We start from the raw sequence: 13,672 nt of genomic DNA on the forward strand, positions 1-13,672 counted from the left end.
CGTCAGCCGGTCAGACCAGCGTCAGCCGATCAGAACGTCGGGTTCAAACTTGCCCGTCGGCACACCAAGATCGACAAGAAACACGCCCCCGGCCGCATCCGCGCCGGGGCTTTCAGGGTCGATGTTCACTAAGGCCGATGTCACGAGAAGGCGCTCCGCCTCAGGCCCGACAAAGGCCGGGCAGGTGGTCAGGGCGGCCGGCAGCGCGATCTTGCGAAGAAATGCGCCATCTGGCGCGTAGACCTGCACCCCGTGCCCTCCCCAGCACGCCACCCAGAGATTGCCCTGCGCATCCACCACCGCGCCATCGGGCATGCCGTCCTCGAAGGGTGCGCCGAATGGCGTTGGCGCGCCAATGGGCAGACCGGTCCCGGCGTCGAGCGCGACCTGCATGATCTGCCGGGTCGGCGTATCCGTGAAATAACCCAGGCGGCCGTCCGGCGAAAAGCAGATCGCGTTGCTGACCGTGATGCCTGAAAAGAGGCGGCGCAGCGCGCCCTTGCGATACCAGTAGATCGAGCCCGCGCCTTCCTTCTCGTCCTTGCCCATCGTGCCGATCCAGAAGGCGCCGGACGGATGCACGCGGGCATCGTTGGAGCGGGTCTGCGGCTGATCTGCCTCAAGCGGCATGTGCAGGCTGAGACTGCCATCGGCGATGCTGCGCAGGTAAAGACCGCTCTCCGTCACCAGCAATTGCCGCTCGCTGTCGATCCGCGCAAGCGCGCTGGAGAGTTCGGGCAAGCCATGCCGGCGCGTTACGCCGCCTGTAAAGCAATGCTCAAACAACACCCTGCCGGGTATGTCGAACCACCAGACCGTATCCGTGTGCCGGTCATAAGTCGGCCCCTCGCCCAGCGTGCAGCGGAAACCTTCAAGCCGCTCCCAAACCGTTCCGGTCAAATGCCCCTCCTTTGCCCATATGCCCCTCAGCGCAGACATAGCGCTGCCACCGGATCGCCTTCAAGCGGAATGCACCGGAAGGAGTCCTGACCCAGACTTGATCACATTTTGGAGAGAATGCCGCCTGGCACACCGTCAGAAGCCGTCAACATATTGATATACCGGCGATCTTTCACTTAAAAAGGCGTGGGGGCCCTACATCAAGGCGAAGCATACGGTGAAAGCACGGATAGAAGACGGGAATAGCAGCACAGTCGCATTGCAGAACGGTCTGGAATTGGTTCGCCGTCTCTCCGACGAAGGTCCGATGACCAGTGAGGAATTGGCACAGAGCCTTTCCCTGAGAAGCGACACGACCGCCAAACTTCTGAAAACGCTGGAAATGCACGGTTTTGTCGAACCCGCGCGGTTCGCCAAACGCTTCCAGCCAGGCAGAATGGCTGGAACCCTTTCAGAGAAATTTCTTGGCGATACGCCCGTCACCGACATCGCCCGCCCCGTTCTTCAGGCGCTTGCCGACCAGCATGACGGAATCGGAACGCTCGTGGTGGCGGACCGTGACGAAGCCCTTCTTCTGGTCACCTGCAGCGGCCCGACCCGCCAGAATGCCCATGAATGCCATGTGGGCTCGACATACCCCCTGCCATTCACGGCGGGCGGACACGCCCTGCTCTTCACCATGCACAATGCAGCAGACGAACCGATTGCAGAGCGCGGCTACAACGAGGTCGAAACCAGGGCGCTCGAAGAGAGCTTTGCGTTCTTCTGTGCATCAGGGTGCTTCCGGACGCCGCTTCCCGAATGCGATCTGCTTTTGCTCGGCGCGCCGCTTCATCTCAGCAATGCCGTTCTGGCGCTGGAACTTGCCATTCCCACCGGATCGAGCGCCAGCCAGGACACGACAGCGGCGGTCAAGGATCTTCTGGCGGCCGTCGAGCTGATCCAGCGCAAATGCTCGACACTCGGTGTGCGCTATCTGGAAGATTCCTGAAACGGCATCGGTTTCTGCGTCAGGCGGACACGCCTGACGTCGGCAGGGCCTCGCCTCAGACGGCGTGCTGGTGAAACTGGGTGTTCTGGGCGCGGGTCGATAAGGCAGCAGACAGATGCAGGAGTTCCTGCCCCAGCTCCCTGAGACGCGATGGTGGCGTATGGGCGCGCGGCGCACCGCAGGCGATAGACATGGCGTTCAGCTGGCCCGAAGGTCGCAGTGGCACCGCCACGCCATGCACATCTTCATGCCAGTTGCCCAGCGACAGCGCAAAGCCCTGCTCCTCTATCTCCGAGAGCCCCTGCTCGACATGCTGCGCCAGGTGCGACCAGTCCCCACCGTGATGCCGCTCTAAAGCCGCCATCAGGTGTCCAAGCTGTGTTTCTTCAAGACAGGAAATCAGCGCGTGGCCGATGGGCGAGGCGGCAAGCGGAATGCGCGAGCCGGCCTCCAGGCGTAAGGTGACCAGCGTGGCGCTGCTGTGGCACACTTCCAGATGCAGCGCGTCGGTGCCGTCGATTACGGCAAGAGCGGTGTGAACCCGAAAATTGTCCGCAATCTCCTGCAGATAGGGGCGCGTCAGCTCGACGATCTGCGCTTCGCTGCGCGCACCATATCCAAGCCGCACAACCCCAGGAGCCAAGCGAAAGCGACGACGGCTGGCGCTGTAATGCAAAAGCCCCATCAACGCGAGGGATTTGGTCAATCGTGCAACGGTAGCAGCCGGCAGATGCGTGCGCTCGACAATGTCGGAATTGCTCATCCAGACGGGCGCTTCGGCAAAAACGGAGAGAAGGCGCAGTCCCCGGGACAGCGCGGTTGAAACAGGCGGCGTCTTGCGCCCTTGCCGCTTGAGTATACCCGCGCCTGCCATTCTCCCCCCTTGGTGTGATGTTGAACCCTTCGGAAAAAGGGAACCAAAACTAGCAACACTGAGGCTCCACAGGCAACGATAAACATGCGTTTATCGCAAACATTCTATGGCAAACTGCAATTTCAAAACCGGGTTTAGTTCTGAAACACTGCGTCAACACGCTAGTTCACATGAAACCCTAAACTGGCTCACAACGCCGGCCTCTTCCGCCTCTATGTACTGACCGGACCTGAAGCACATCTTTTCGATCCGATGCTTCAGGACACCAAACTCAGGAGGCAACCACGTGCCCCACGCGACAAACACCCCACTGAAAGCCCTCCTGATCGGCGAAATCGCGCCGCTTGGAGAGAAGCAGGCGCCAAGCGGCATCAACAAGAAGCCCGTCGAAAGGGCTCTTTTCCTCAGCCACACCGGCTTCATCGGCGACAATCAGGCAGACACCAAACATCATGGCGGCCCCGATAAGGCCGTTCACCACTATCCCCGCGATCACTATGACGCCTGGCGGGAAGAGATCGGTGACAACACCCTTCTCGACAGCCCCGGCGCGTTTGGCGAAAATCTCTCAACCCTTGGCCTCAATGAAGAGACCGTGGCGCTGGGCGATGTGTTTCGCCTCGGCAACGCCATTCTTGAAGTATCCCAGGGACGGCAGCCATGCTGGAAGCTGAACAGCCGCTTCGGCGTCAGGGACATGGCGCTCAGGGTACAGAAAAGCGGCCGCACCGGCTGGTATTACCGGGTCTTGCAGGAAGGTCAGGTGGCGCCGGGCGACGCGCTTGAACGGATCGACCGCCCCCTGCCCGAATGGCCGCTGAAACGGCTCTGGCAGACGCTCTACGTCAAGACGCTTGACCGCAGTGAGCTGGAAGAGATGGCGGCGCTGGAGAAGCTGCCCGATGGCTGGCGGCGCTATGCACAGCGACGCCTTGAATCCGGCAAGGTCGAGAGCTGGAACCGCCGCCTGCGGGGCGACAAAGCCGACTGAGGAACAGGGCCGACTGAAGAACACGAACACGCGCGCTCCGACAGCACGCGGGGCGCGCACTCAAGCCCGGGTGGTCATCTTCCAGAGTGGAGAGAGAGAGAGAGAGAGAGTGGTGCCGCTTGTCAGACTCGAACTGACGACCTCCGCATTACGAATGCGATGCTCTACCAACTGAGCTAAAGCGGCCCTTTCGCCATGGTCGGAACCCCGCCATGACCAGCTTGCTTCGCCATCCGCTCTGGACAATTGCGGCGCGAAGCACTTTCCCAGTGCACATACCCGCCTCTGCGAGCTTTCGCAACCCAATTGTCGAGCTAGAACGCCGTTTGGAGAGGGACATTTTCGGTCCGCAATCACCAAGGCAGCAAGCGGCGTCCTGATAGCGGCAATCTCCCAGGAGATCAAGCGGAAATGGCACAATCAGAGCAACCTAAAAAAAGCCATGTAGATTTGATAGTTAACAAACAATAATTCAGTAAATCATTTTAAGTATAAATACAAATTACTTGATAAACAAATAGATATGATTTTTAATTTGCGCATTGGAGGAATATACTATGAAAAATTTTGCACCAATTATAATTGCTGCAGCGGCGTTTCTGCCCGTGAATGCCCACGCCGACGCAAATGCGTATCAGTGCAGGACCAACAGTTACCTCACGCATGTGAGAACCGACACACCATGGCGTGCCCATGTGGTGACCTACATCCACCTGACCGACAGGAAAAAGTTCCCGTCAGGCGGCGCAACCGTCAACAAGATCAGGTGTAGACTACACCCGAAGAGGACGCTGACCGAAAGCCGCAGACCTCCCGCGCAAATCCGCGGAAACGGCGGGGAGCACAGCCAGTAGAAAGTACCCGTGGCAGCGGCGTCCGGCCCCTTCTTTCACACGGCAGGCATGGACACCGCTGCTGCATTCGCTAAGTTGGCGATCATCACAATAGCCACCGAAAATTCCAGTAGGCAGGTACCCATGACGAATGTGACAATGACGGTGAACGGACAGAAGGTCTCGGGCAGCGTCGAAGGTCGAACCCTGCTCGTTCAGTTCCTGCGCGATACGCTGGGGCTGACCGGCACCCATGTGGGCTGCGACACCTCGCAATGCGGCGCCTGCACGATCCATCTGGACGGAAAATCAGTCAAGGCATGCTCCCTTCTCGCCGTGCAGGCCGAAGGCGCGGAGATCACCACCATCGAAGGACTTGCCGAAGGCGATGTGCTGCATCCGGTGCAGGCCGCGTTCAAGGAGCATCACGGCCTTCAGTGCGGCTTCTGCACGCCCGGCATGATCATGGCCGCCACGGACATGATTCGCCGCCACCCGGAAGGGCTCGACGAGGGAACCGTGCGCGAAGAGCTTGAAGGCAATATCTGCCGCTGCACCGGCTACCACAACATCGTCAAGGCCATCATGGCCGCTTCCGAAGCGGTCAAGACCGGTTCCACGAAAGCCGCCTGAGCGAGGAGAGCGACCATGTATGACGTCAATTATCACCGCGCCGGCTCCCTCGAAGAAGCCCTCAAGCTGTTCAAGGCGGCGGAAGACGGCAAGTTCATCGCCGGCGGCCAGACCCTCATCCCGGCCATGAAGACGCGGCTCGCCGCTCCGTCCGACCTCGTGGACCTGCGCCATATCGCCGATCTGAAGGCGATTTCCGTTTCCGGCAAGACCGTCACCATCGGTGCGGGCGTCACCCATGCCGAGGTCGCCGCCAGCGCTGACATAGCAGCCGCCTGCCCGGCGCTCTGCCATCTGGCCGGTCTCATCGGCGATCCGCAGGTGCGCCATATGGGCACGATTGGCGGCTCGCTCGCCAACAATGATCCGGCGGCAGACTACCCCGCCGCCATGCTGGCGCTTGCCGCCACCATCATCACCAGCACCCGCGAAATCGCCGCCGAAGACTTCTTCACCGGCCTGTTTGAGACGGCGCTGGAAGAAGACGAGATCATCACCGCCGTGCGCTTCGACGCGCCGGAAAAGGCCGGCTACGCCAAGTTCCCGAACCCCGCTTCGCGCTATGCGATGGCCGGTGTCTTCGTTGCCGTGGATGGCGGCGCAGTCCGTGTGGCCGTAACGGGGGCCGGCGATGACGGCGTTTTCCGCAGCGCCGAACTCGAAGCCGCACTCGCCGCCGAGTTCAGCGCATCGGCGCTCGAGGCCGTGGCCGTCCCTGCGGACGATCTCATGACCGACATCCACGCATCGGCCGAATACCGCGCCGGCCTGGTCGTTGCCATGGCCAAGCGCGCCGTTGCAATGGCAACGAGCTGATCCTCCAGCGCACGCGATAAAGCGCGGGCCTGTCCGCAGGCCCGCAGCTGGAGCGCTCCCGCTTTTCCTGGATGTGCTCCAGGGCCTACTTCTTCAGCTTTTCCTTGAGACGCTCGATCTCCGCCGGCGACCAGCCTTCCGGCTGGGTCACGGCCACCCACGCATCGATATAATGCTGCGGAGCATAGAGATGCCCGTATCCGATGGGCGCCGTGGTCGCCATCGCCATGTCCAGCGCAAGTTGCAGGAAGGTGACGATCGGATACCAGCGCAGGTCCGGCGAAACGTCAGGCCCGCGCTCCCCCACCAGCCATGCCGGTCGCCGATACCAGGCGAGCGGATCGAAAAAGACGACCGGGTCGCTCGCATATTGCAGATAGACGATCCGCAGCGGACCCCACTTTGCGCCGGGAATGTCGAGCGAATTCTTCTGCGCCGTGAAGCGCACCACGGATCCATCCCCCAGACGCGGCAGCCAGGCCGGCGTGCCGGGGTTGCGGTCGCGGGTGAAATTGCTCCACAGGCGGCTGTTGAAGGGCGGCCCGGCCCACAGCGCCCCCTGGAAGGGATCCGCCAGAATGTTGTAGATCTCGGTCGACTGCTCCGAACTCAGTGCGCCAAGGCTCAGACCGTAGAGATAAAGCTCCGGCCGGTCGTCTTTCGGCAGCGTGGTCCAGTGACCATAGACCTTGCGGAACAGCGCATGCGCGGCTTCCGCCCCGTAGCTCGGCTCGATCAGCAGCGAAAGCCAGCTCGTGAGGTAAGAATATTGCTGCGCGACCATCACCGTGTCGCCGCCATGCAGATATTCCAGTGTCACGCTCGCTTCCGGGTCGATCCAGCCAGTGCCGGTGGGCGCCACCACCGCCATGACCTTGCGCTCGAACGCGCCGATCCGCTTCAGCTCTTCCAGCGCCAGCTCGGCGCGCTCATCTGCAGTCTCCGCCGAACGCAGCCCCACGTAAACGCGCATCGGCTCCAGCGCCTCGCGACCGGTAAACGCAGCAATCGCTTCCCTGCTGTCACCGCCGACAACGAACTGGCGTCCGGTACGCCCCAGCGTGTCCCATGGGATCAACGATCCCGGCCCGCCCGTGCGCAGCCCGCTTTCAGGCTGCTCGATACCGTCCTCAAACAGCGCATCGAGCTCCGCATAGGCGGAATCGGCAACCCGCAGCGCATAGCGCAGCAGCACGCGGTCGACCAGCGATGCCAGCACGAGACCGACAATGACAATGCCGATCACATTGGCCACGCGGCGCGGCACATAAGGCTTCAGCCGGCCTGAAATGAAGGTGAAAGCACGCCCGATGCCACGCCCCATCACGACAAATAGAAGGAACAGAACCAGCGCGATGCCGCCCACCTTGAAGGGATGCGCGGTATCAACCGGCTCAAGCTGCATCAGCGCACGAATGGAATTCTGCCATTCGGCCGCTTTCCAGAGGAAGAAGATGGCGACAGCCACGCACAGCGCGGCCATGGCGAATTTGCCATAAATGCGCGGACGGCGCGGCGGCTCCGGCAGTTCCAGATAACGCCACAGCCAGACGCAGAAAACGCCCAGCCCATAGCCAACCGCTGCCGAAACGCCAGACAGAACACCCTGCAGCAGAAAGTCCCGCGGCAGCAGGGTGGGCGTAAGCGATGCTGCGAAAAGCAGTGTTCCAAGGCAAAGCCCCAGAACGGAGAATGAATGCCAGACGCGCACGTCGCCCTGCTCCAAGGTATCGGTCATGTCTGCCCCACTGTCTCACCAATCCCGTGCATGGCATCGGGATGGCCACAGTGAAGCGTCATGGCAGGCAAGGCAACAGCCCTGTCTGCCACGTCGTTAAAGATCGGTCAGGATCAGTCCAGCGCGTCGACCAGACGGCCAGCACCCTGGCGGAACGGATCGATGGTCGGCAGCCCCATGCGGCTCTCGATTTCCTCGAGGCAGGCTTTCGCCTCCGCATCGTTGAGGGCAGCGGTGTTGACCGAGATGCCCACCACCTTGACGTCCGGATTGACCACGCGCGCGGTTTCCAGAGACAGGTCGCGCAGCGCCTCGAGCGTGGGCAGCTGATAGTGCGGCAGGCCGCGCATGTGGGTGCGGGTCGGCTCGTGGCACAGCACCAGCGCGTCCGGCTGACCGCCATGGATCAGCGCCATCGTCACGCCGGAGAAGGAGGGATGGAACAGGCTGCCCTGCCCTTCGATCAGATCCCAGTGATCGGCGTCATTGTCAGGCGTGATGTGCTCCACGGAACCGGCCATGAAATCGGCAACGACCGCGTCGAGCGGCACCCCGGAACCGGTGATCAGAATACCGGTCTGGCCGGTTGCGCGGAACGAGGCCTTCATCTCGCGCTTGTGCATCTCGCGCTCCATGGCGAGCGCGGTGTACATCTTGCCGACCGAACAGTCGGTGCCCACGGCCAGGCAGCGCTTGCCCGCACGCCTCTTGCCATCGGCAATCGGGTATTCTTCCTGAGGCACACGCACGTCATAAAGATGCGTGCCGGCCTTTTCGGCCGCCGCCACAAGGGCGGGCTGCGCCGTCAGGCGATTGTGCAGACCGGAGGCGATGTCCATGCCCGCTTCGGCAGCTTCCACCAGCGTCGCGACCCAGCTCTGCGATATCACACCACCGCGGTTGGCCGCGCCCACAACCAGCGTCTGCGCACCGGCTTCCCGGGCTTCCGCGATGGTCATGTCCTTGAGACCCAGATCAGCCTTGCACCCCTCAAGGCGCAACTGCCCCACGCAAAACTCGGGTCGCCAGTCCTTGATGCCTTGCGCGACCTTTGCGGTCAGCGCGTCCGGCGCATCTCCAAGAAACAGCAGATAGGGCGTTTTCAGCATCGGTGGGTCGCTCCCTTATAATTGGTTTATCGGCTCATCAATGATGAAAGCCCCGCTTGTCAAGCTGTGGTTCGGCAACCAGAGCCCTCTGGATCAACCGCCGCCACAACGATTGAGCCAGAGCGCGCCGCACCTGAAAGCGCCTATGCCATCACTTCTTTCAGCAACTTCAACGCGTCTGCACAGCGTGTCGTCAGCGTGTCGAGTTCCTCATCCGTCAGTCCCGAATGAACCGATAATCGCACCAGGCAGTGGTTGCGCGGCGTCGCTGGCGGGCAGAAAACCGCGCCGAACACACCCGATCCCTGCAGTGCATCGCGCATTTTCAGCGTGTCCGGCTCATTGCCGCTCTCAATCGCGATGATCTGCTCCGTGCCGCCGCCCACATCGAAGCCAAGCTCGTCCAGCCGCCAGCGCACGATGTCCGACACCTCGCGCAGGCGCTCGCGTCGATCATCAGCCCTGCGGATCAGCGCCAGCGCTTCCAGGAACCAGACATACTCATGCTCCAGCAGTCCGGAGCTGAAGATCGCGGGGTTGGACTCCATGCGAAAATACTCCTTGAAGCGGCGTGAGCAGACAATCAGTCCGGCGCGGCCGGCAAACGTCTTGGCCAGAGAGGCCGTGCGAAAGTCGATCCGGTCTGCCAGTCCCAGCGCCACGGCAAGCCCCGCACCACCGGGACCGTGCGTGCCAAGCGAATGGGATTCATCGACAACGAGAACACAGCCCGTGCGCGTTGCGACATCCACGATTGCGGCCAGCGGGCAGAGGCTTCCATCCGTACTGTAAACCGTGTCGACCACCAGCACACCGGGCCCATACCGCCGGATCAGGCGCTCGGCATGGTCCGGGCTGTTGTGGCGAAAGGGAATGCCCCGCGCGCCTGCTGCTTTCACCCCTTCCCAAAGGGACGCATGCGCATTCATGTCCAGATAGACCGGAACCGAAGGGCTGGCGATGGACTGAAGCAGCCCCACATTGGCGGTGAAGCCCGACTGGCAGATGATCGCCTCTTCGCCCTGCATGTAATCGGCGAACGCCGCCTCCAGCTGCTGCATCGGGCTGCCCTTCATGGTGAAGACGCTCGACATCAGCAGATCGGTCTTGCTGTTCAGAAGGGCCTCGGCCTGCGCTTCTCTCAGCGCCGGCTCGTTCTGGATGCAAAGATAATCATTGCTCATGAGCTGGAGGTCGCCGCTGCCCGGCTCACGCCCCCTCAGGAGATGGCCCCCGCTCCATAATCGTTCCACGCGCTGGATATGGAACGCGTCTTCGCGTTCACGCAGCTGTTCTTTGGGACACGCAGCGAGCTCGGCCATAAGCAAATTCTCCAAAACAGTTTCGCGAGCCCCGGTCGCGCCATGAAATCGCAACGCCGTGCAGCACCCCCCATTCTGAAAGGCTTATAAGCAACAATATTAGGGCTTCACCTACAAAAACAGTATCAGCATATGTATATGACGAAGGGATTTCAATTCTGAATAAAATAGAATTGTAACCGACGCTTTACATAAATTCTCTACTTATACGCGCAGCATTAATACAATCATTAAGATAAATAAAAGCAGATATTCGCGTCAGAATATCTGCGCCGGAAGCCATGTGGAAATCGACGGCAGAAGCCAGATAACGCCCATGCCCACGAGCTGCAGAATGATGAAGGGAATGACGCCGCGATAGATCTGTCCCGTCGTGATTTCCTTTGGCGCAGCCGCGCGCAGATAGAACAGCGAGAACCCGAAGGGCGGCGTCAGGAATGACGTCTGCAGGTTGATCGCGATCAGGATCGCGAGCCAGAGCGGGTCATGTCCCATCAGGATCAGAATGGGAGCGACCAGTGGCAGGACGATCACCGAGATTTCCACGAAATCGAGGAAAAAGCCGAGCACGAAGATCATCGCCATCACAAAGATGAGCGCCCCCTGCGGACCGCCGGGCATGGAGTGCAGGATGTCCTCAACCCGCGCATCACCACCCAGTCCACGGAACACGAGCGAGAACACGCTGGCCGTGAGAATGGTGGCGAAGATCATTGCCGTCACCGTCATCGTGTTGGTGACAATCGGCGTGAGAATGCCGCGCTGGCGCGCCTTGTCGATGGAAATGACGATGGCGAGGACGCCGAGCGCCAGAAGCCCGGTTGTCAGCCCCGCGATGAGCCATTCGAAGAGGCCCACATCGCTGCGCTGCAGACGCACCGGAAAGATACCGGCCAGCACCGCGACAGCACCCAGCGCCGCCGCGCCCAGAACGATCAGACGGCCATTTCCTTCGCTGCGCACACCGGCGAGTAGCAATGCGCCAATGGCGCCCACGCTTGCCGCCTCGCTTGGCGTTGCAATGCCGCCGAGGATGGAGCCCAGAACGGCAACGATGAGCAGAACCGGCGGCAGAACGGCGCGCTGCACCTCCTGCCTGCTCGGCCGGTCGCCGACCGCAACCAGCGCCGGAGCGCTGTCCGGCTTCAGGGCTGCCCGCGTCATCAGGTAGGCGATGTAGACCGCCACAAGCGTCAGGCCCGGCAGAAGCGCTGCGGCGAAAACCTGACCGACGGAGATCGTCTCGATGGTGAATTTGCCCTGCTCATACTGCGCCTGCTGATAGGCGGTCGACATCACGTCGGACAGGATGATGAGCAGCGTCGAGGGCGGAATGATCTGGCCCAGCGTACCGGAGGTGCAAACCACGCCGGAAGCAAGCTTCGGATCATAGCCGTTGCGCACCATGGTCGGCAGCGCGATCAGGCCCATCGCCACCACGGTTGCGCCCACAATGCCGGTCGAGGCCGCCAGAAGCGCGCCGACCAGCACGACGGAAACCCCGAGACCGCCGCGTATGCCGCCGAAGAGACGGCCCATCGTCTCCAGAAGCTCTTCCGCGATGCGGCTCTTTTCCAGCACCACGCCCATGAAAACGAACAGCGGAATGGCGATCAGAACCTCATTGGTGAGGGTTCCGAAAACCCGCTGCCCGAGCGCGCCCAGAAGCCCGACATCGAACTGGCCTGTCATCCAGCCAAGAAAGGCGAACAGCGCAGCCGTTCCCGCCAGCATGAAGGAAACGGGATAGCCGATCAGAATGGCGACGATCAGCGCCGCAAACATGAGGATGTCGAGCGGTAAGGTCATGCGGCGGGGGCTTCTTCACGAAGACGCGCGAGATCGCGCAGGATGCAGGCAAGGCCCTGGATGATGAGCAGCGCACAGAAGGCGGGGATCAACGATTTGAGCAGGAAGGAGGCGGGAATGCCGCCCACCGAGATGGCTCCTTCCATGATCGACCAGGAATTGCGCACGGAAGGCCAGGAGAACCAGGCGATCATGAACATGGACGGCATCAGGAAGCACAGCGCACCGAAAATATCGATGCGCGCCCTGCCGCGCGGGCCGAACAGCCCGTAGAAAATGTCCACGCGCACATGCCCGTCGACCAGAAGCGTGTAGCCTCCGGCCAGCATGAACAGTGCTGCGTGCAGGTAGAGAACGGTCTCGTTCATGAAGATGAAGCTGACGCCATAGACATAGCGCAGCACCACCGTGCCGAATTGCACCAGCACCATGGCCAGCGCCAGCCAGCGCACAACAGCGCCCACTGCCCGGTTGATCCGGTCAAGTTTGTCCGCAAGCTCAAGCATGCCGAGCGTTCCCCGAAAGAAACGGGCCGAGCGCGAGCCCGGCCCGGTCGTGTTGTCAGCCGCCGTATTTGTAGTCCATCGCACGGGCGTTCATCTGCCCGTTGTCTGCGTAGACCATGTATTCGGCGATGCCTTCGCGGTAACCGAGGAAGCTCTCGACGATGCGCTTGACCAGCTCGTCATCGTCTTCGCGCAGTTCCGCGATCACTTCGCCTGCGGCATTGCCCATGGCGACGATCACGTCATCCGGCAGCTTCTTCACCTGAACGTCCTGCTCTGCCACGAGCTGCTTCAGCGCTGCGGCATGCTTGGTCGTGTATTCGGTCCAGACCGGATTGTAGAGCGATTCACAGGCATAGGCGACGGCCTGCTGCAGATCTTCCGGCAGCGCATCATAGGCCGCCTTGTTCACCGCACACTCCTCGGCCGAAGACGGCTCGCCGACACCCGGCCAATAGTAGTTCTTGGCTACCTGATAGAAGCCAAGCGCCGAATCCGTCCACGGACCGATGAACTCACCGGCGTCGATCGTGCCGGACTGCAGGCCCTGGAACATGTCGCCGCCGCCCATGGCCTGAACGGCCATGCCAAGCTTGGCGCACATTTCAGACGCAAGACCCGTGGTGCGGAAGCGCAGGCCCTTCAGATCGTCGACCGAGTTGATCTCGTTGCGGAACCAGCCCTGCCACTGCGGACCGGAATTGCCGCAAAGGAACGGCTTCAGCCCGAAACGGCCATACATTTCGTCGTAAAGCGCCTGTCCGCCGCCATGCACGAGCCAGCCCAGCTGCTCGTCAGCGCGCAGACCGAAAGGCTGCGAACCGAACAGCAGAATACCGCGCGACTTGGAGCCCCAGTAGGAGGGAACCGCGTGGTAGAGTTCAGCCGTGCCTTCCGACACCGCGTCGAACACGCCATTGCCCGGCACAAGCTCGCCGGCAGCGTAAAGCTTCACTTCCAGCCGGCCGCCGGACAGAGCCGTGATTCGGTCGGCAAGCATCTGCGCCGCCACGCCCGGTCCGGGCAGGTTCTTCGGCCAGGCCGTGACCATTTTCCAGGTGATCTTGTCCTGTGCGATGGCCGGAGCCGCTAAGCCCGTCGCCACACCGGCAACACCTGCCGCTTTTAGAAATTGACGCCTTTTCATGGA

The 13,672-nt window shown here is 61.6% G+C and carries 12 protein-coding genes and 1 tRNA gene; 4 read left to right on the forward strand and 9 right to left on the reverse strand.

What is annotated here, in order from left to right:
* Positions 1–21: 21 nt before the first annotated feature.
* Entirely contained in the window at positions 22–900 is an 879-nt protein-coding gene (locus JYP46_RS13415) for an SMP-30/gluconolactonase/LRE family protein (RefSeq protein WP_222474114.1), read from the reverse strand.
* Positions 901–1,117: 217 nt separating this feature from the next.
* Between JYP46_RS13415 and JYP46_RS13420 the strand changes: the two genes are divergently transcribed.
* Positions 1,118–1,891 carry a MarR family transcriptional regulator gene (locus tag JYP46_RS13420; RefSeq protein WP_206548369.1) on the forward strand — a complete coding sequence of 258 codons (774 nt, stop codon included), beginning with the start codon at positions 1,118–1,120 and terminating at the stop codon, positions 1,889–1,891.
* 55 nt (positions 1,892–1,946) lie between these two features.
* Here JYP46_RS13420 and JYP46_RS13425 read toward each other — a convergent pair whose 3' ends face one another.
* Complete coding sequence (locus tag JYP46_RS13425; RefSeq protein WP_206546150.1) at positions 1,947–2,765, reverse strand: IclR family transcriptional regulator; 819 nt, start codon at positions 2,763–2,765, stop codon at positions 1,947–1,949.
* 286 nt (positions 2,766–3,051) lie between these two features.
* On the opposite strand from JYP46_RS13425, the gene JYP46_RS13430 reads away from it, so the two are divergent.
* A complete protein-coding gene (locus tag JYP46_RS13430; RefSeq protein ID WP_206548370.1) occupies positions 3,052–3,756 on the forward strand; it encodes an MOSC domain-containing protein in 705 nt (234 codons plus the stop codon).
* A 110-nt stretch (positions 3,757–3,866) separates the two neighbouring features.
* On the opposite strand, the gene JYP46_RS13435 is transcribed toward JYP46_RS13430, so the two are convergent.
* Positions 3,867–3,942 (reverse strand) — tRNA-Thr (locus JYP46_RS13435).
* A 791-nt stretch (positions 3,943–4,733) separates the two neighbouring features.
* Between JYP46_RS13435 and JYP46_RS13440 the strand changes: the two genes are divergently transcribed.
* Entirely contained in the window at positions 4,734–5,222 is a 489-nt protein-coding gene (locus tag JYP46_RS13440; RefSeq protein WP_206548371.1) for a (2Fe-2S)-binding protein, read from the forward strand.
* A gap of 15 nt (positions 5,223–5,237) precedes the next feature.
* Positions 5,238–6,038: an FAD binding domain-containing protein gene (locus tag JYP46_RS13445; RefSeq protein ID WP_206548372.1), complete on the forward strand. Its 801-nt coding sequence runs from the start codon at positions 5,238–5,240 to the stop codon at positions 6,036–6,038.
* Between the two features lie 85 nt (positions 6,039–6,123).
* Here JYP46_RS13445 and JYP46_RS13450 read toward each other — a convergent pair whose 3' ends face one another.
* From JYP46_RS13450 to JYP46_RS13475, 6 genes are all read right to left on the reverse strand, one after another.
* Entirely contained in the window at positions 6,124–7,776 is a 1,653-nt protein-coding gene (locus JYP46_RS13450; protein ID WP_206546148.1) for an alpha/beta hydrolase, read from the reverse strand.
* Between the two features lie 113 nt (positions 7,777–7,889).
* Positions 7,890–8,885 carry an N-acetyltransferase DgcN gene (gene dgcN, locus JYP46_RS13455; protein ID WP_206546147.1) on the reverse strand — a complete coding sequence of 332 codons (996 nt, stop codon included), beginning with the start codon at positions 8,883–8,885 and terminating at the stop codon, positions 7,890–7,892.
* A gap of 143 nt (positions 8,886–9,028) precedes the next feature.
* Positions 9,029–10,207 carry an alpha-hydroxyketone-type quorum-sensing autoinducer synthase gene (cqsA, locus tag JYP46_RS13460; RefSeq protein WP_206546146.1) on the reverse strand — a complete coding sequence of 393 codons (1,179 nt, stop codon included), beginning with the start codon at positions 10,205–10,207 and terminating at the stop codon, positions 9,029–9,031.
* 258 nt (positions 10,208–10,465) lie between these two features.
* Positions 10,466–12,016 (reverse strand): TRAP transporter large permease, encoded by a 1,551-nt coding sequence (locus JYP46_RS13465; RefSeq protein ID WP_206548373.1) that lies wholly within the window; start codon positions 12,014–12,016, stop codon positions 10,466–10,468.
* Positions 12,013–12,522: a TRAP transporter small permease subunit gene (locus JYP46_RS13470; RefSeq protein WP_113153220.1), complete on the reverse strand. Its 510-nt coding sequence runs from the start codon at positions 12,520–12,522 to the stop codon at positions 12,013–12,015. Before JYP46_RS13470 ends, JYP46_RS13465 begins: the two co-directional genes overlap by 4 nt.
* Positions 12,523–12,577: 55 nt before the next feature.
* Positions 12,578–13,669 (reverse strand): TRAP transporter substrate-binding protein, encoded by a 1,092-nt coding sequence (locus JYP46_RS13475; protein WP_113153221.1) that lies wholly within the window; start codon positions 13,667–13,669, stop codon positions 12,578–12,580.
* Positions 13,670–13,672: the final 3 nt, after the last annotated feature.

Origin of the sequence: Nitratireductor aquimarinus (assembly GCF_017255295.1) — a bacterium.
GTDB lineage: Bacteria > Pseudomonadota > Alphaproteobacteria > Rhizobiales > Rhizobiaceae > Nitratireductor > Nitratireductor aquimarinus.

What these genes read in the sequence shown, in the direction of transcription:
- JYP46_RS13470 (WP_113153220.1), bottom strand. Translation starts at nt 12,522, where the DNA reads ATGCTTGAGCTTGCGGACAAACTTGACCGGATCAACCGGGCAGTGGGC.
- JYP46_RS13450 (WP_206546148.1), bottom strand. Translation starts at nt 7,776, where the DNA reads ATGACCGATACCTTGGAGCAGGGCGACGTGCGCGTCTGGCATTCATTC.
- dgcN (WP_206546147.1), bottom strand. Translation starts at nt 8,885, where the DNA reads ATGCTGAAAACGCCCTATCTGCTGTTTCTTGGAGATGCGCCGGACGCG.
- JYP46_RS13465 (WP_206548373.1), bottom strand. Translation starts at nt 12,016, where the DNA reads ATGACCTTACCGCTCGACATCCTCATGTTTGCGGCGCTGATCGTCGCC.
- JYP46_RS13440 (WP_206548371.1), top strand. Translation starts at nt 4,734, where the DNA reads ATGACGAATGTGACAATGACGGTGAACGGACAGAAGGTCTCGGGCAGC.
- JYP46_RS13475 (WP_113153221.1), bottom strand. Translation starts at nt 13,669, where the DNA reads ATGAAAAGGCGTCAATTTCTAAAAGCGGCAGGTGTTGCCGGTGTGGCG.
- JYP46_RS13445 (WP_206548372.1), top strand. Translation starts at nt 5,238, where the DNA reads ATGTATGACGTCAATTATCACCGCGCCGGCTCCCTCGAAGAAGCCCTC.
- JYP46_RS13425 (WP_206546150.1), bottom strand. Translation starts at nt 2,765, where the DNA reads ATGGCAGGCGCGGGTATACTCAAGCGGCAAGGGCGCAAGACGCCGCCT.
- cqsA (WP_206546146.1), bottom strand. Translation starts at nt 10,207, where the DNA reads ATGGCCGAGCTCGCTGCGTGTCCCAAAGAACAGCTGCGTGAACGCGAA.